Origin of the sequence: Sphingomonas aerophila, assembly GCF_014199305.1 — a bacterium.
In the GTDB taxonomy this organism is placed as follows: Bacteria; Pseudomonadota; Alphaproteobacteria; order Sphingomonadales; family Sphingomonadaceae; genus Sphingomonas; species Sphingomonas aerophila.
The window spans coordinates 315,477-332,516 of record NZ_JACIJK010000005.1 but is presented as its reverse complement, the minus strand read 5'-3'; the positions used below and the strand labels follow the sequence as shown (position 1 = coordinate 332,516).

Here is a 17,040-nt window from a genome sequence, read left to right as displayed (position 1 = left end):
GCTGACCCGCTGGTTCGAAATCGGGGCCTTCTACCCTGTGTTTCGCGACCACTCGGCCAAGGACACGCCGCGTGTCGAGCCATGGGTGGACGGTCCGGAGCACCTGGCGATCCGCCGCCGCTTCGTGGAAGAACGCTACAAGCTGATGCCGTATCTGTACGGGCTCGCCGAGCAGAACTCCCGCACCGGCGACCCGATCATGCGGCCGGTATTCTACGACTATCCGGGCGCGCTCACCATGTCGTGCGACCAGTCGTCGACCTTCACGCTCGGCCGCTCGCTGCTGGTCGCGCCGCCGCCGCGCATGGAGTCACCCCAGGCCTATGACGTGTTCCTGCCGGCAGGCGGGTGGTACGATTATTGGACCGGCAAGCGCGCGGGCACAGCGCAAGCAACAACGGAAGGGCAAATCCAGTCCGCGACCCAGGCGACGGGCGAGCAGACCACACAGGGCGACACCGTGCGGGAAGTGCCGCGGCTCGACTATCTTCCCGTATTTGTCCGCGCGGGCACCATCCTGCCGCGCCAGGCAGTGGTTCAAAGCACTGCCGAAACGCCGCAGGGGCCATTGCAGCTCGACATCTACCCTGGCGAGAACTGCGCGGGCGACCTTTACGCCGATGACGGCCACTCGATGGCTTTCACGCGCGGCGGTTACATGCGGCAGGCGATCCGATGCCAGCTAACGGCGACGGGGCTGGAGATCAGCTTCGACAAGCGGCAGGGCAGCTACAAGCCTTGGTGGAAGCAGGTCGCTGTCACCGTCCATGGCTGGCAGGGCGCGGCCCGCGTCGCGCGTGGTACCAGCGCCTTGGCCAGCAACACGGACGTCGGCTCGGAAACCGTCAGCTTCACGGTCGCTGACCAGCCGCGCGCATCGCGCTTCACGATCAGCCGCTGACGTCGGCAGGCGCACCGGCGAATCCGGTGCGCCTGTTGCGGTGCGCACCACCGCCGGCAGCTGCCTTCTCGTGTGATCCATAAAGCATCGCCTCCGCTCGCCCGAACATAGCCCATCAGCGGACGACGCGTTCTTACCCACGTACAGCAGCGTGGCCGCTCTCGGGGCCGCGTGGTAGATGATCGTTAGGAGGGTAGTCATGCCCGATCGAAGGTCGTTGCCCGCTTCGCGTCGGTCCGTCCTGGCTGCGGGGCTTCTGGGACTGCTCGCGTCCGCGATCCGCGCGCGTGAGGCAACGGCAACCCTGGCCGTGCCACTGATCGACACGCTGACCCTGGCCGTGGTCGACGATGCCGCCACGTTTGGGCCGTTCCTGCCCAATCTCGATCTGCCGGGGATGACGGTTGTTCGCGCCGGCAATGGTGGCCCGCCGCACGCGCCACGCATGCTGCCGCGCGTGTTGATTGGCGAATTCGGCCTTTCGATCCTGGCCGAGTCCCGCAGCGCGGACCAGGTTCGCCGCGTTCTGGTCGACTTCGGCTATTCGCGCGAGGTACTCGCCAACAACCTGGCCCTGCTCGGGATTGATCCGTCTCGCATCGACGCCGCCGTGTTGAGCCACGGACATCTTGATCATTATGGCGGATATGCAGCGCTGTTCGGGGAGACCGCGCCGGGCGGGCATCGCCTCCCTCTGCTGGTCGGCGGCGAAGAAGCCTTTTGTGAACGGGTAGCGCTGATCGGGGACCCGCCGCCGGTCATGGGTACGCTGGATCGCGCCGCACTGGAGAAAGCGGGTTTTGACGTTCGCGTACGCGCAACACCGACGATCGTCGCCGATCACGCATTCACGACGGGTATGATCCCGCTCAACAGCTTTGAGCGCGCCGCCATCCCGACCCAGATGCGACCAGGCATCGGCTGCGATCGCAAACTGCTTTCCGGGGCCAAGCAGGCAGCCACTCAGTTGGCCGACGACGGCGAGCACGAACTTGCCACCTGCTACGCTGTAAAGGGCCTGGGCTTGGTCGTTATCGCCTCTTGCAGCCACCGTGGGGTCATCAACTCGGTGCGCCGCGCGCAAGCCGTGTCAGGGATCGAGAAGGTCCATGCGGTCGTCGGCGGTTTTCACCTCGTCCGGCCCCGAACCGATGCGGAGGCCCGGCGGACGGTTGCGGAATTGGCGCAGATCAACCCGACCTACATCATCCCGATGCATTGCACCGGCGAAGTGTTCATCGCCGAGGCGCTTCGCGTGATGCCCGACAAGGTGGTGCGTCCCTATGTCGGGTCGCGCTTCACCTTCGCCCGCGAAGCATAGACCCGTCCGGCGCCCGCCGATCCGTCCAGCGGCCTATCAGGCACCGCCGCTCGCGCGCAGCTGCCGCTCCTCATCGACCATGTAATCACGGATCTCCGGCACCGCCGCGCGGCTCTTGGCGAGTTGCACCTGGTAATTGACCATGCCTCCGGTCCGGAAGGCCGCGGCCGCGCCGGCGAGGTAAAAGGTCCACAGGCGAAAGAACCGTTCGTCGTACAGGGCGACGATCTGCTCCTTGCTCGCCACCGTGCGATCATACCAATGGTCGATCGTCCTCGCGTAATGCGTCCGCAGGATCTCGACGTCCGTCGGAAACAGCTTCGTGCCCTCATAGCCGCGCACGATCTCGGACAGGGCGGGATTATAGCCGCCGGGAAAAATGTATTTGGCCGTGAACTTGTCGGTGACACCGGGGCCGCCGATCCGGCCGATCGTGTGCAGCAACATCACCCCGTCGTCGGTCAGCAGCGAACGGCATTTCCTGAAGAAGGTGGCATAATGCGCGGGGCCGACATGCTCGAACATGCCCACCGACACGATCCGGTCGAAACTGCCGGTTACCGCGCGGTAATCGATCAGCTCGAACCGGACCTTGTCGGCAACGCCTGCCTCTTCGGCGCGCCTCCTGGCGACCTTGAGCTGCTCTTCGGAAAGCGTGATTCCCAGCACTTCGACGCCGGCGACCCGGTGCAGGTACAGTGCCATGCCACCCCAGCCGCACCCGATGTCCAGGACGCGCATGCTTGGCCGAAGCAGCAGCTTGGCGCCGATATGGGCCTTCTTGTCAGACTGCGCCTGTTCCAGCGTGTTCGCCGGATCGGTGAAGTACGCGCAGCTATATTGACGATCGGCATCGAGGAAGAGGTCGTAGAGGCGATCGGACAGGTCGTAATGATGCGCGACGTTCCGCTTCGACCGGCGGGCCATGTTGATCCTGTCGAAACGGTGCACGACCTGCCCCAGCAGGCGGATCGGCGGCGAAGGTCGCAGGCCACCACCTCGCTCCCAGGGGCTGTTGCCCTTGAGCAGGGTGACCAGGCCGCGGATGTCGCCCCGGTCGATCACCAGTCGCCCATCGATAAAGGCTTCTGCCGCGCCGAGCGCCGGATGCCGGACGATCCTCCCCGGCGTTGACGTGTCCGTGAACCGAATGGCGATGTCGGGCCAGGCGGGATCGGGAGCGCCAAAGTTCCGGCTGGTTCCATCGGCATATGTGACGGAAAGCCGCCCGCGTTTGACCTGCGCGGCCAGGAAACGATCAATCAGGCTCATAAGCCTGGCTAACAAAGCTGGACCGCGACTACCATGCGGAAAACCGGTCGGTCAGCCTAGGCGATATCGAAACAATCCGGTGTCCGTCTGGCGTTCCAAGCTTGTCGGGTGACGAACCGGCGCTTCAGGAAAAGCGGTTGTCGGCAAGGTCGTCCGCCATATCGATCAATCGGCCGCGAAGGCGAGCGCCCGCCAGCACATAGGTATTCCCCCCCGCAGACCAGGCCACCAGATCGGTTCCCCCGATCCTGTTCACCTTGGGCTGTCCCGGCGCGCCGGTGTCGGCATGGGTTGCAAACAGGAACAACGAACCGCCCTGCGCCGACCTGATCGACACCTGCACCGCAGGGCCGAAATCCGAGGGGAATAGCTGCACGTCCGCGATCTGCCAGCCATGAGGTAGAACGGGAATGCGGATGCGGGTTGCGGTTCGGATGTCCTTGGGATCCAGATCCGGCGTTTCCACCTGCGACACCATCGCCTGCCGAAGCAGCGCGACCCGCCGTGCCTCCAGCGCTTCCTCATAATAGCTCGGCAGGGTTGGCCTTCCCGGCCTGGGCGAACTCGGCATCACCGCAAGCGCCAATGGCCAGGCCGCCAGCATGGCTGCGGTGCCTGCGATCGCTGCGTGTCGCCATCCGGCCCGGCGGGGCTCTGCGCGGCGTTGCAGCCGTTTGGCGAGGAGGACTAGCCGGTCGGACGGCAGGGCCGCGCGTTCGGCAAGCGCCCGCATCACTTCACGGCTGCGCAGGTCGAGCAATGTCCGCCGGCAACTGGGCGCATCGTCGAGCAGGTGGGTCAGAACGTCGATGCGACCTTCGGTGTCGAGCTGGTCGTCGATGAATGCCTGGAGCTCCGCGTCCGTGATCTCCGCCGTCATCGGTCCTGCCCCTTGCCCACCAGCCGGAGTGCGGCGGGCGGCTGTTCCTGCTGTTCCTGGGCTTGGCGGAGGCACCGGCGTGCGCGCGATACGCGCGACATGACCGTGCCGACCGGCACGCCGAGCGCGTCCGCTGCCTGCTGATAGGTGAGCGCTTCCACGGCGACGAGGTGCAGCGCCTCTCGTTGCGGCACCGGCAATTCGGCAAGGGCAAGGTCCACTCGCCTCAGCTCTTCGCGTCGATCCTGAACCGGGCTCGCGGCCGATGGATGTTTCAGTTGCCCGAGATAATCCTGGCGAACGGCTTCGCGACATACATCGCTGATGAATTGATTGTGGATGATACCGAACAGCCAGGGCCGCATAGATCGGTTCACGTCAAAAGATGCCAAGTGGTTCAATGCTGATACCAGCGCATCGTGGACCAGGTCCTCAGCCGCCAGTGGGTCGCGGGTCAGTGATCGCGCATAACGAAGCAGCGCCGGCAGCAGGGCTACGAAATCCGGGCCTTGGTCGCCTACCATTGAAGCATTTGGGAGTCAGATCAGTTCTTGCGCCGCCACCAACGATCTTCTGTGTACGGGCGTGCCACTAGTCCGGGTCAACTCCGGAAACTAACCGCGCATAAGCCATTCCGAGATAAACGCCGCCACGATCCTGGGAATAAAGGGGGCACGCCGGCCGTATACTCGGAACGCGAAGGGCGAGGGGCGGGCGCATGGGAACACTTCGGGGCCACTTCCTACGAATGGGCCGTGACGCCCGCACTTATCAGGCGTGCAGGAGGTTGCGGAATTACAACCCCGACAAGTTCGGGCGCTGGTGGAGAGTTGCGGTCGACTGTCTTTGGGCTGGAGCGAGGAGCCCGACGGTGCGGGCCAACTATCTCTGCGGCTCGATCATCGGAGCGCTCCAGGCAAAGAAGCTCGGCTTGCGTAAGATTTACCTGATCGAATTCGGCGTGGCGACAGGCGGTGGCTTCAGGTCGCTTGTCGCGGTGGGGGATCTGATCCGATCGCACTTCGGCATCGAGGTCGAGGTTGTCGGCTTCGACAATCGGGACGGTCTTCCCGCCATCACCGACTATCGCGATCATCCGGAGATCTGGTCGTCCGCGCAGTTCGCGATGGACGACCTTTTCGACGGGCTTGATGATTTTGCGAAAGCGAACGGCGCCAGGCTCATCATTGGCGACATTGCCGACACATTGCCCGCGTTCCTCCGCGAGATGGGGGCGTCAGAGGCGAATGGTGCGGCGCTGGCGTTCTGCTCGATCGACGTCGATCTATACAGTTCGACGGTGCCGATTACCGCCTTTCTCGAACAGGTAGAGGCCAGCCGATTGCTGCCCGCGACTGTCCTTTATGTGGACGACGTGTTCGTCAACTGGACCTATTCGCGGTTCGCGGGCGAGGGGCTTGCGATAGACGAGTTCAACAATCGCAACGACAAGAGAAAGATCGAGCTCAAGCACAAAGGGCACAAGCTATTCGCGCTTCACGCCTTCGATCATGAGGCCAGGAGCGAGGTTGGACGGGTGAAAGAGCCGTTCGAGATCTATTACAAGGCCCTGTGCAACGCAGTGGGACGCAGATGATCGAGCCTGCACTGTCAACTGGCCCGGTCAGTGCGGCCAGCGTCGCCGGTACCAAGGCGCTACGTATGATCCCGTGACACCTCCCGCTGTCACGCGAGCGGTTGCTGAAATGGGGTTGCCGAGCAGGTAGAGTGGACGGCCTCGGTCCACGTCACGCGCAACCTGGATGAACACCGTGCGGTACGTCGCGCGGAGTAACCAAGCGTGTCTGGCGAAAGGAGGCATTGCGGCATTCGTGCAAGCGGTTACACCGCCTGCCGTGCGGATGTTCGCTGCCTTTAAGACGCTCCTTGTCTCGTTCCTTGCCTGCCTTGTCCTGTTCGGCGCGGGTCTGAGCACATTGCACGCGCAATCCGCTGCGTTCGATCTGTCGGGCCCGTCGCTTCGGGCAACGGTCACTCACGCCGGCGTCACGCTGCCCTTGTCCAAGGTTCCCAACCTGACGGCCGGTGATCGGGTGCGGATCGCCGCGGAGCTGCCGACCGACCAGAGCGCGCGCTATCACCTGGTGCTCGTATTTCTGCGCGGCGCGACTAACCCGCCGCTCAAGGGCTGGCTATTCGACGCAGAAACCTGGAAGCTTAAGAAGGCGACCCTCGACGTTGCCGTCCCGCCCGGTGCGCAACAGGCGCTGGCGCTGCTCGTGCCCGATGTCGGCGGCGCGGTGGACGCGGTGTTCAAGGCCGTGCGGGAAAAGCCCGGCGCCTTTGTTCGCGCGTCGCAGGAACTGAACCAGGCGATGCTCGACCGGGCACGACTGGAAGCGTTCCTGAACCATGTGCGCCGGGGCGAGGCGCAGGGCCGCACGGCCGCCGTGTCGCCGCAACTGGCCCAGAGCCTGGCCGTAAAGCTGGACGCCGATTGCCTGCTGCGCCAGCCGGACACGCAGGCAGCCTGCCTGACGCAGGGCAGCAACGCGATGGTCCTGGCTGACAGCCAGACCAGCTCGATCGCACAGACCCTGGCCGGCGCGCCCGCCGATATCGCGCTTCAGCTCAGCGCGACACCGCAGGGCGGCTTTGGCTATTACAGCCCCTATATCGGCGTCGTGCGGGACCTGGCGCGCATCCTTGGTGCGTTTCAGTCGGCGCAGCTTCAGTTCATCCCGGCGCTGAGCGTGCAGCAGGGCGCGGCGACGAAGCTCCTGCTCAACACCGCCCCGTCCTTTCGCAAGCCGCAATCGGTGTTGGTCGCCGCGCTGCCCACGGTAGCCGAGCCAAGCCTGCCGCCGCTGAAGTCGAAGGTGGAGGGCGGGATCTGCATCAGTCGGCCGGGAATGTTTCTTCCCGTGGGCGGTGCCCCGCTCGTCTTTGCGACGGATTATGCGCGGCAGGTGGCGTTGTCGGTTCCGCTGAAGAGCGGCCGCACGCTCGACTTTCCGCTTCTCGCCGACCCCGCGCGGGGCGGTTACGCCCTTGCCGAAGAGCAGATCAGTGCCGCGGGGATGGATGCGGTGATGACCGGTACCGTGCACGGCCTATGGGGTTTCCAGCCCTTCCAGAGCGCGCAGTTCCGCTTGGAGGCGCCGGTAAACCCGTGGCGGGTGATCGGCGAAGCCTCGCTGGTCGCCGGGCGCGACGGCAACTTGTTGTTGGGCGGAGGTGCGGCCTCCTGCGTCGCTGACGTCGTGATGCAGCGCGGCACCCAGACCAGTCCCGTTGAATGGGCAGCAGAGCCCGGTGGCGGCGTTTCGGTAAAGGTGCCGCTGGCCGGTGTTGCCGCTGGGCCTTTCACGATACTGGTTCGCCACTTCGGCGTGGAGCAACCCCAGCGTTTCGATCTGCGCGCGTTTGCGGAAACCAGCTCCATTGCGGCGTTCGCGATCCAGGCCGGCGATAACGAAGGCTTGCTGACCGGAACGCGCCTTGATCAGGTTGCGTCCCTCGACATCGGCGGTGTGACTTTTCGCCCGGGAGCACTGCGCCGCGTGAACGGCAAGGACGAACTCGTCATGGCGGGCGATCCGTCCGGCGTCGCTGCCCTGCGCGCGGGAGAGACGCGCGCGGTGGAGGCCACCCTGTCCGACGGGCGGGTGCTGCGATCACGCGCATCGATCGGTGCTTCCCGTCCGAAGATCGCGCTGCTGTCCAAATCCGCCGAGCGGGTAGAACCGGCTCCGGCCTTGGCCGTGACACTCGACGATCCGAACCTGATCCCCGCGGACTCCCGCCTGACGTTCTCGTTCAAGGCAGTGGGGCCGACCCGCTTGGCTGCCGGTGACCGGGTGGAGATCGCGATGGGGGAGGGCGACCCCCTTGCTGTCCCGCTGCAACTCCAGGACGCACAGGTTGCGATCGCCACGGTCGGGCCCAGCACCGCACTTGGTTCTTCCGCCTTTGGTCCACTCCGTTTCAGGGTCGTGCAGAACGGAGTAGCCAGCGCCTGGCAATCGGTTGCCAAGGTGGTCCGATTGCCGACGATAACTTCGTTCAAGTGCCCGGCCGGTTCGGGCCCGTGCACGCTGCAGGGCACCAACCTGTTCCTGATCAACAGCCTGGGTGTCGGCGGGAACCGGATGCTGGTGGCTGACGGTTTCACGGGATCGACCTTGCAAGTGCCGCGCGCGGCAGATGGGCGAGTGACCCTGGCCCTGCGCGACCAACCGGACGCGGTCGCATTCCTCGCCATGAAGGACTGAACGCTCGGGCCCTGCGGCGTCGGGGCAGTACGGCTGAGGCCCGGGCGAAAAGGGCATATCGGTACGCCGTCGTGCAAGCCGCTAAGGCCGGCGCGGAACTGACCTTGTCGGGCGCGATCCTGGTCTTTTGGAACCTCGCGCCGCCGGACAGGCGCGACCTTGCGCGCCGGTTCCTGCGGGTGCTGGTCGCTGGATACAGCGCCCTACCTGCCGCTGCAGCCATATCGGGGCTGGGTCGCGCGATCGGAGCAGACCGTTCGTGATCTGGGCAAGGCGCCGGGAGCGGCCATCCGCCATTTCGGCCAGCGCCACGTCCATCCCTGCACCGCGTCCAAGTCCTCAACGTCACGGTGCAGTTGCCGCCGATCTCCGCCCTCCACGACTGGACGCAGCGGCAATGCAGACTTCGAAAGTCTCGCCGGAAAGCTTCAGGTGGCAGCCTGATCTTAGGCGACGTCGATCGGATGGGTGACGATGATGGTGGGCGGGGCGGCCCACAGGTCGCCGGCAGCCTTGCCGAACGCCTTGAAATGGTCAGACGCCATATGCTGCTTCACCGCCGCATCATCGACGTACAATTCGTTGAAGACGACGCGCCGCTCGCCCTCCGGCTCTCGCCACAAATCATAGCGCAGGGTGCCTGCCTCCTCGCGAGAGGCCGCGGCACAGGTCATTGCCGCCGCTAGGAAGGCATCATCTGCGTCGGGCTTCACCGTCACGAACGCGACCACTTTGACGGGCATTCCGATCTCCCTTCGTGCCAGATGGCGGGGTGTGCCCGGGCATAACGGCAGTCGAGAGCTAAATGTCCGCCGGCAATCAGATACGGCAAGCCATGCCCGCCAGGAATTCCGCACCGGGCGAGGGAGGCAATCGCCACGCAAGCGCGGGCAATGCCTCCCTGATCACAAACTGTCCCGGCGAAGCCGCCGGCCTGGCTTACCCGGTTGCAATGCCGAGCTTGCGCCGGCCCCGCGTCGGAGCGGCAGCTTCGGGCGCTTGCGATGCTGGGTCGCCCGTCGCTGGTTCCCCGGCCTCGACCCGCGGCTTGCGTCCGAGCCCGATCTTCTTGGCCATGTCACGACGGGTTTCCGAATAGGTATCGGACACCATGGGATAGTCTGGTTTGAGATTGTAACGCGCCCGGTATTCGTCCGGGGTGAGCCCGTGCGTGCTCAGGTGACGACGCAACGTCTTGTACGGCTTGCCATCGATCATCGAGATGATGTGGTCCTTGGACGCAAGAGACTTGCGCACCGACACTGCAGGCATGTGCTCGGGATCGGTTGTAACTTCCGGCTCGGGCGCCGGAGCGGTCAGGCTCGAAACCGCATCATGCATGCGCTGGAGAAATGAAGGCACTTCTTCGGAACTGGCCCGCGTGTTGGGATTGGACAGCCAAGCGATCGTCAGTTCGGTAGCTAGTTCGACGTTGGTGCTGTCCTGCGTATCGGCCATCATTTCCCTCCAGAATGGAGGAGTGTCGATCAGCCATGGCGATCCGCGCGTCAACAAAGACTTGCCGTGCCAAACGCCGGTTCTGACCGGATTTGGTTCGCTTTTTGCGTCTGCCCCGACAATTTCCGCATTTAGGAGTCAGTGCCGGACTGCGGAGGGACAGACGAAACGGTTGTCATCGGGCCCGGCACAACTTGCGTCCCCTCACCACCACTTGGCCGGACCTGCCGCGATCAGGCGGCAACCCGAGCCGGCATCTCCGGACAATATCGGTCGAGAAAGCTCTGGTGCGAAGGTAGGTCCTGCACCGACCGGGCGATGCTGTCGCTCAAGCTTTTCATCACCGCCTTGAGTTGATCCGGTGGCATCAGCTTGATCAGCGGGTGGTGGGTGGCCGGCTCCAGCCTCTGGCCGAGCATCACCTGCAACCAGGACGCGATCCGGAACAGGTCGTGGTTCGCCTGGAACGTATTCGCGCTATCCCGGAACAAGGCAAGCCGGTCCGCGAGGGTGTCGGGGATGCTCATTTCGCGCCGGTCGCGCCAGAACGGCTCGTCACGCTCGTTCAGATGATAATGAAGGATGATGAAGTCGCGCACGCCCTCGATCTCGAGCGCGGCCTGTTCGTTGAAGCGAGCAACGGTGGCCGGGCTTGGGCGCCCAGCGGGGAAAAGCTGCAGAAAGCGCGTCAGCGCGATCATGATCAGGTGGATGCTGGTGGACTCCAGCGGTTCCACGAAGCCGCTGGCAAGGCTCAGCGCGATGCAGTTGCGGTGCCATGCCGCCCGGCGCCGTCCCGTGCGGAATTTGATCAACCGCGGCTCGATCAGATGCTCTCCTTCCACGTCGCGGAGCAGGCGCTCACGGGCGGCATCATCGTGGAGATAGTCGGCGCAGTAGACCAGGCCATTGCCCACCCGGTGCTGCAACGGGATCTTCCAGCGCCAGCCCGCATCATGCGCGATCGCGCGCGTATAGGGCACGGCAGGCTCCGTTGACCTGGTCTGCATCGCAAGCGCGCGATTGGTCGGCAGCCAGTGGCTCCAGTCCTCGAAACCGATGCCCAGCGTTTCGCCCATCAACAGTGCGCAAAATCCGGTGCAGTCGAAGAACAGGTCACCTTCGACCCGGGTGCCGTTCGCCATGACCAGCGCAGCAATGTCGCCGCTTTCGCCATCCTGCTCGACCCGGTCGATCCGGCCCTCGATGCGGGTCAGTCCATTCGCCTCACACCGGTGACGCAGGTAACGCGCGTAACGGCCAGCGTCGAAATGGTACGCGTAATTCAGCGCTGTGCTCTGCCCCGTCGCGAACCGCTTGGCGGCCGCCGCCTCATGCTCCAGGCAGTAGGCCCCTAACGGCTTGGCCAACCCCCTCTCGCGCGCTTCCAGCCAGAAATGCTGAAAATCGCTCATCCAGGTCGATTTGCCGACCTCGCCGAATGAGTGGATGTAGCGGTCACCCTCGCGTGCCCAGTTCTCGAACGAGATGGCGAGCTTGAAGCTGGCGCCGGTGGCACGCATGAACTCCTGCTCGTCGATTCCGAGCAGCGCATGAAACGCGCGGACGGTCGGGATGGTGGACTCGCCCACACCGACGGTGCCGATATCCTCGGACTCGACCAGCGTTACGTCGGCCAGCGCGCCCAATTGTCGCGTCAGGATCGCAGCGGTCAGCCATCCGGCGGTGCCCCCGCCAGCAATGACGATACGAGTTGGGGTCGCCGGTGTGGTCATCGGTTGATCCGTCGCAGGAGCTTAGCGCGCAACTGGCGCGCGGATCGGTCATCGAGCGGCGCCAGCGCGCCTGCTGCCCCCTGTGGCAGGTGGGCGATCGGGCGCTCGGCGGGGCCGAACACATAATAGTCGAACAGCGCCGCCCAGGCCTTCTTCTCGCCCTCCGGTCGATCGCGCAGGCTCAGCAGCCCGTGCAACAGCGTGTTCATGGGCGAGTCCATGAAACCGGGCGCCTCGTTCCACCAGAAATTGATCATCATGTTGAAGTCGGACAGCGCTTCCACATGATGCCACCATAGGGCCGGATAAATGACCGCGTCACCGGGCCCGAGTTCCGCAACCTGTGCCGCCTCCACCGCCTTGGCGAAATTGGGGAAGCGGTCGAGATCGGGCGCGCGGAAGTCGACGATCGACACCACTTGCCCGCCCGGCGTCGGTTCCAGCGGGCCGGGATACAGGTTCCCGATCTGGTCGGGCGGGAACAGGGTGAAACGCCGCTGGCCTACCGCAACACAGGCGATGTTGTTCGACATGTCGTGATGGGCAGACGCAATGGTGCGGTTGCCTATCCAGATGCTACGCAAGGCTGTCGCGAATGCCGGCCCGTCAAGCGGCAGGTCGTTTCCCGCCGCCGCCAGACCCGGAAAATAGCCGTCCAGATCGGTCGAGCCGACGTAAAAGGACGGGGATCTCGCATTGCCGAGATTGGCCAGCATCAGGGCGATATACTCGTCCAGCTGCACACGCGCCGCCTCAAAATCCAGGCGGGTCATGCTCTCGTCGTAGAAGTAACGACCGCCATGATCCGGCGATGCCGTGTAGCCGACGCCGGGCCGGCCATTATAGAACGACAACAGATACTCAGCGGCGGCCTGCGGTCCTTCCCGACCCGCGGCGACCAGCGGCCAATCGCGTGCCAGCCCGCGCACCACGACCGGCTCTCCTGCTGCGATCATCGCGCTGAAGTCGAGCGCAGCCGCCTCGGCGGCGTCAATCTCGCGAACGCGACGGGGCGTGATCGGCCGGGAGGCAGTCGGCTCGTTCACGCCGCCGATCGCTTCCTGTTCTTCAGCTCGATCAAGCGCTGTACGTTGCCGAGCGATGATGCGGCCAGCACCGCCCCTTCCAGCAGGCCGCGGCGGTGCAGCCTTTCGAGCAACTCGCCCGAAAGGTCGGAGAGCGCCTGCCGGTTGATCGTGAGCAGATCGGGGATCTTGTAGGTGCGCTCATCGTCCAGGCTCACCTCGATCGTGATCTGCTGGAACAGCCCGGCTTCCTGCCAGGCGGCATAGATCGCCGGCGCGGCCTCCAGGCCGTCATAGATCGTGCCCAGCACGCCGATCATATGGTCGAGAAGGGGAGCGTTGCCGCCATGTTCCCGAAAGACAGGCAGGCCATCGCTTGCCCCGACCCGCGGGTCGTCGAGGTCGACATGGATCATCGGCCCGTTCGTTTCTGCATCTCCGGGCTCCGCCTGGCCGAGCGCGATGGAGAAGGGCCCACGCCGCTGGAATGCGGGCACATAGGCGCTGTTCCACCGGTCGCCGTCGAGGAACAGGTTCTCGTCACGATCCAGGCCAAGCAGGGCATAGGCCTGAATCACATCGCCCTCTTGCCGGAAGATGATCGGGAAAGACCTCTGCACTTCCTCGAACTCGGCAGGGAAGATCGGCAATTGATTGACGCTGTCGCCGAACTCGGCCCCGGCGCGGATCGCAACGCGCAGGTCGGCATGGTCGACATTGTTGAGCAGAACGCGGTTCATCGACTCGGGGCATCTCTGGCTGGCCAACGGCATCTCTTGATGCTGCACGGGATTTTGATGAGCAACTAGCAACTGAGCGCTAGCAATTGGCAGAAAAAAGGCCGCCCGTGAGAGCGGCCTTAGGGGAGACTAGTTCAAACCTGACGCTTAGAAGCGGTAGCGCGCGCCGAGCAGAAGGCGTGGCTTGTTCTCTTGAGCGAAGAAGGTCTGATTCTTCGAGCGGCCATAGCTGCGGACCGACTCGCTGGTGAGGTTGATCCCTTCCAGCGACACCGCGATCCGCTGGTTGATGTCCCAGCTCACGTTCAGGTCCACCGTGCTATAGGGCGCGAAGAAGACCGGGTTGCGGTCAGTCGTGCCGCCGCGGCCTATTTCCGACAGGAACTTGTCGCGCCAGTTATAGGTCAGGCGAGCCGAAATGCCGTTCTTGTCGTAGATCAGCGACGCGTTCGCACTATCCGACAGGCCGAGCAGCGCGAACTGATCGGCGGTTGGGGCGGCGAGCACGTCGATGCCGACGTTACCACGAACCAAGGTATAGGACGCGGCGACGCCGATGCCGGTTTGGCCGAAGAAGTACTGGCCCGCGAATTCAGCGCCGTAGATCTCCGCATCGCGATTGTTGATCGGCGACGCGATGGAGAACACCGCAAGCGGGTCGTTGGCGTCAGGCGTGATGTCGACGGCGCGCGACAGGCTGTCGAAATAGCCCTGGTTGACCGCGGTTCCCGTGCTGTTGGCGCGGATGTCCGCATCGGTCTGCGTGACGTTGCCGCCGTTCTGGATCAACCTGGCCGTGTAGCTGAACAGGTTGATGTCGGACTGGTCCAGGCCCAGGCGGGTCAACGCGGACGTCGCTGTGCCCGAACGCGATCCGGGGGCGCCAGTCGTCGCATCGCGCAGGCCGAACAGGTTACCCGTCGAAAGCCCGGTGCCGACGAAGTTGCGGACGCGCTTGTCAAAGAACCCCGCCGAGAGATAGCTCGACGGCTTGAAGTACCATTCGGCGGACACGTCGAAATTGTCCGATACCAGTGGCTTCAAGTTCGGGTTGCCGGTCGAGCCGTTCGGCTGGCCGCCGAACAATGTTGCCCGGCTTCCTGCGCCGGCAGTCGAGCTGACGAACTGCTGGCCATAGGTGGGCCGCGCGATCGTCCGGCTGAACGACACACGGGTGATCACGTTCTCAAACGGCGAGATCTGGAAGTCGATCGCCGGCAGCAGGTTGTCGTAGCTGCCTCGGCCCGACAGCGGCGTTGCCGACGCCGACCCCGGCACGTTGAAGTCGTTGTCCGACGTCCAGACGATGGCGGCTGGCCCGTTGACCAGCGAGAAGGCGCGAACCTTCGTCACTTCGTACCGTGCACCGACGACCAGGGTCGCGTCCGCCCCGGCAATCTGGCCCTTCCAGGTCAACTGCCCGTAAACGGCTGCGATCTTCTCGCGGATGCTGTCGTCGTTTGCCGATCCGGCGGTGACGGGGTTGCCGCGACCGGCATACAGCGATGAGAAGAGGTCGGTAAGCGCGATGGCATTGCCGCGGAACGCGTTCAGGCCAGGGCCCGTGACGCCCGGTTCGAAATGGTCGAACTTGCAGACCAGGCAGAACGTCTTGATCAGGTCACCCGCCTGCGCAGCAACTTCGCCCGGATTACCGATGCTCCAGTCGCCGAGGGTCTGCGATGTCTGCGTCCGCGTGGAGCGCAGCTTGGAGTCGATGTAGCTGCCGCCGAAGTCGACCCGGCTGCCTTCGCCCAGATCCCAACCGAGCCCGAGCTGTGCCTGGTTGATGGTCTGGATCTGCCGAGCCGTGTTGGTACGCGCCACCTGAGTGCCGAGGTCGCCGACATCAAGCTGGTTGTTGCAGTTGCCGACAAGGCCGCCAGCAGCCGAACCATTGCGATCGAAGCAATCGTTGATCGTTTCGTTGATCTGCGGGAAGCCGCGTGACCAGTCGATGCTCTGGCCATTCACCACATTGGCACCCATCGAGAACAGGGTGGAACTCGCCCCGTTCGATCCGTTGGGCAGCGCCTGCGACTTGGAATGCTGCACGTCCGCGACGAGCTTGAACGTGTCCGTCACGTCCCACGCGGCGTTCAGGCCATATTCTTGAAGCTTGTCCTTGGTGGCGCGGAACTGCTGCTCATATCCCGTGTCCTTGGGATCGGGCACCGCCTGCGAGATCACCGCGGCGGTCGGAACCGGGCTGTCGTCGAAGGTGACGGTGCCGAACGGGCGATTGAGCCAGTTGGTCTGATCCTGCCGCGCTTCGCTCTGCTTGTTCTGCGCCCACAACACGTCGGCTGTCACCAGCAGCGTCTCGACGGGGCGGAATTGCAGGACGCCCGACGCGTTGATGCGCTCGCGGGTGGACTCAGAGAAGTGATAGCGCGCGTCGTTCGGGAATGCGATCAGGCTCCCTGCCGCCGGCCGGTTGTTGACCACCGTGTTGGCGCCGATGATATCGCCCGGATTATCGATCGTGCGAATGTTCCAGGCGTTGGACGTGGAGCTTGCGGCCGCCGAGTTACGCTTCTGGTAGCTGCCGAACACGGCGACGCCGAATGTGTCGCCCTCATTCTTCCAGTTCAGCAGGCCGGACACTTCGGGCGTGACCTTTGCAAGGCCATCCTCGTCCTTTTCGATGCTGGTATCGTACGACGCCTTGGCCCCGATCGAGCCCGAGAATCCGGCCTCGCGCGAATCGAGCGGCTTGCGGGTGATGACGTTGATGGTGGCACCGATGCCGCCCGTCGGGATGGCCGCGCGACCCGTCTTGTAGACCTCCAGCGTGCTGACACCTTCGGAGGCGAGGTTGCCGAAGTCGAAGGAGCGGCCGGTCGCGGTTGTGAAATCGACGCTCTGGTCGCCGCCAACGCCTTGCAGGTTGGTGGCCGGAAGCTGACGGCCGTTGAGGGTGACCAGGTTGAAATCACCGCCGAAGCCGCGAGCGGTGACTTCGGAGCCCTCTCCGTTCACGCGGTTGATCGACACGCCGGTCACGCGCTGAAGCGATTCGGCAAGGTTGGTGTCGGGGAACTTGCCGATGTCCTCGGCCGAGATCGCGTCAACGATGCCGTTGGAGTTACGCTTGATGTCGATGGCGCGGTTCAACGATGCACGGATACCGCGAACGACGACGTCGTCCTCAGCGCTTTCCGTCGCTGGGCTGGTGGTGGCGCCATCCTGGGCTGCGCGGGGCGCATCCTCGGAGCCCGGCTGCGCATTGGTGGCAGGAGCGTTCGTGTCATCGCCGCCGCCAACCACCTGAGCGGCGGCCGGGCTGGCAATACACAGCGCAATCGCGCCCGCAGACGTGCTGCGGACAAGCGTACCCACGAGTTTGGTAACCCCCATACATCCTCCCCTTGCGGCGTTGGCGCCGATTATCGTGAACAGCCGTAAGCCTTCCCGTTATGTGGAAGCTAGCACGAAAACCCGCCGTGTCAACGATGTCATGTTAGCGCGA

General features: G+C 64.4%; 14 protein-coding genes. 5 read left to right on the top strand and 9 right to left on the bottom strand.

Going from position 1 to position 17,040, the window contains the following annotated elements:
- The coding region (locus tag FHS94_RS09945; protein WP_184057270.1) for a glycoside hydrolase family 31 protein at nt 1-901 on the top strand (901 nt) is incomplete at its 5' end.
- Between the two features lie 199 nt (nt 902-1,100).
- Nucleotides 1,101-2,222, top strand: coding sequence for an MBL fold metallo-hydrolase (locus FHS94_RS09940; RefSeq protein WP_184057268.1), 1,122 nt, complete (start codon nt 1,101-1,103; stop codon nt 2,220-2,222).
- 36 nt (nt 2,223-2,258) lie between these two features.
- Here FHS94_RS09940 and FHS94_RS09935 read toward each other — a convergent pair whose 3' ends face one another.
- From FHS94_RS09935 to FHS94_RS09925, 3 genes are all read right to left on the bottom strand, one after another.
- A complete protein-coding gene (locus FHS94_RS09935) occupies nt 2,259-3,494 on the bottom strand; it encodes an SAM-dependent methyltransferase (protein WP_184057266.1) in 1,236 nt (411 codons plus the stop codon).
- Nucleotides 3,495-3,618: 124 nt separating this feature from the next.
- Complete coding sequence (locus tag FHS94_RS09930) at nt 3,619-4,374, bottom strand: anti-sigma factor family protein (protein ID WP_184057264.1); 756 nt, start codon at nt 4,372-4,374, stop codon at nt 3,619-3,621.
- Nucleotides 4,371-4,898: a sigma-70 family RNA polymerase sigma factor gene (locus FHS94_RS09925; protein ID WP_184057262.1), complete on the bottom strand. Its 528-nt coding sequence runs from the start codon at nt 4,896-4,898 to the stop codon at nt 4,371-4,373. The genes FHS94_RS09930 and FHS94_RS09925 overlap by 4 nt, the downstream gene beginning before the upstream one ends.
- Before the next feature lie 347 nt (nt 4,899-5,245).
- On the opposite strand from FHS94_RS09925, the gene FHS94_RS09920 reads away from it, so the two are divergent.
- The 3 genes from FHS94_RS09920 (at nt 5,246) to FHS94_RS09910 (ending at nt 8,872) form a co-directional block, all read left to right on the top strand.
- Nucleotides 5,246-5,971 carry a hypothetical protein gene (locus FHS94_RS09920; protein ID WP_221234677.1) on the top strand — a complete coding sequence of 242 codons (726 nt, stop codon included), beginning with the start codon at nt 5,246-5,248 and terminating at the stop codon, nt 5,969-5,971.
- A 265-nt stretch (nt 5,972-6,236) separates the two neighbouring features.
- Entirely contained in the window at nt 6,237-8,609 is a 2,373-nt protein-coding gene (locus tag FHS94_RS09915) for a hypothetical protein (RefSeq protein WP_246348529.1), read from the top strand.
- 71 nt (nt 8,610-8,680) lie between these two features.
- Entirely contained in the window at nt 8,681-8,872 is a 192-nt protein-coding gene (locus tag FHS94_RS09910) for a hypothetical protein (RefSeq protein WP_184057258.1), read from the top strand.
- Between the two features lie 183 nt (nt 8,873-9,055).
- On the opposite strand, the gene FHS94_RS09905 is transcribed toward FHS94_RS09910, so the two are convergent.
- The 6 genes from FHS94_RS09905 to FHS94_RS09880 all read right to left on the bottom strand — a co-directional run bounded on the left by FHS94_RS09905 (nt 9,056) and on the right by FHS94_RS09880 (nt 16,928).
- Complete coding sequence (locus tag FHS94_RS09905) at nt 9,056-9,352, bottom strand: putative quinol monooxygenase (RefSeq protein ID WP_184057256.1); 297 nt, start codon at nt 9,350-9,352, stop codon at nt 9,056-9,058.
- 196 nt (nt 9,353-9,548) lie between these two features.
- Nucleotides 9,549-10,070 carry a Ros/MucR family transcriptional regulator gene (locus tag FHS94_RS09900; protein ID WP_184057254.1) on the bottom strand — a complete coding sequence of 174 codons (522 nt, stop codon included), beginning with the start codon at nt 10,068-10,070 and terminating at the stop codon, nt 9,549-9,551.
- A gap of 230 nt (nt 10,071-10,300) precedes the next feature.
- Nucleotides 10,301-11,803, bottom strand: coding sequence for a tryptophan halogenase family protein (locus FHS94_RS09895; protein ID WP_184057252.1), 1,503 nt, complete (start codon nt 11,801-11,803; stop codon nt 10,301-10,303).
- The gene (locus tag FHS94_RS09890; RefSeq protein ID WP_343055231.1) at nt 11,800-12,849 is read right to left on the bottom strand and encodes a cupin-like domain-containing protein; all 1,050 of its coding nucleotides are present in this window, start codon (nt 12,847-12,849) and stop codon (nt 11,800-11,802) included. The genes FHS94_RS09895 and FHS94_RS09890 overlap by 4 nt, the downstream gene beginning before the upstream one ends.
- Nucleotides 12,846-13,568, bottom strand: a complete 723-nt coding sequence (locus tag FHS94_RS09885; RefSeq protein ID WP_184057250.1) for a SapC family protein — start codon at nt 13,566-13,568, stop codon at nt 12,846-12,848. The genes FHS94_RS09890 and FHS94_RS09885 overlap by 4 nt, the downstream gene beginning before the upstream one ends.
- Nucleotides 13,569-13,715: 147 nt before the next feature.
- The gene (locus FHS94_RS09880) at nt 13,716-16,928 is read right to left on the bottom strand and encodes a TonB-dependent receptor (RefSeq protein WP_184057248.1); all 3,213 of its coding nucleotides are present in this window, start codon (nt 16,926-16,928) and stop codon (nt 13,716-13,718) included.
- Nucleotides 16,929-17,040: the final 112 nt, after the last annotated feature.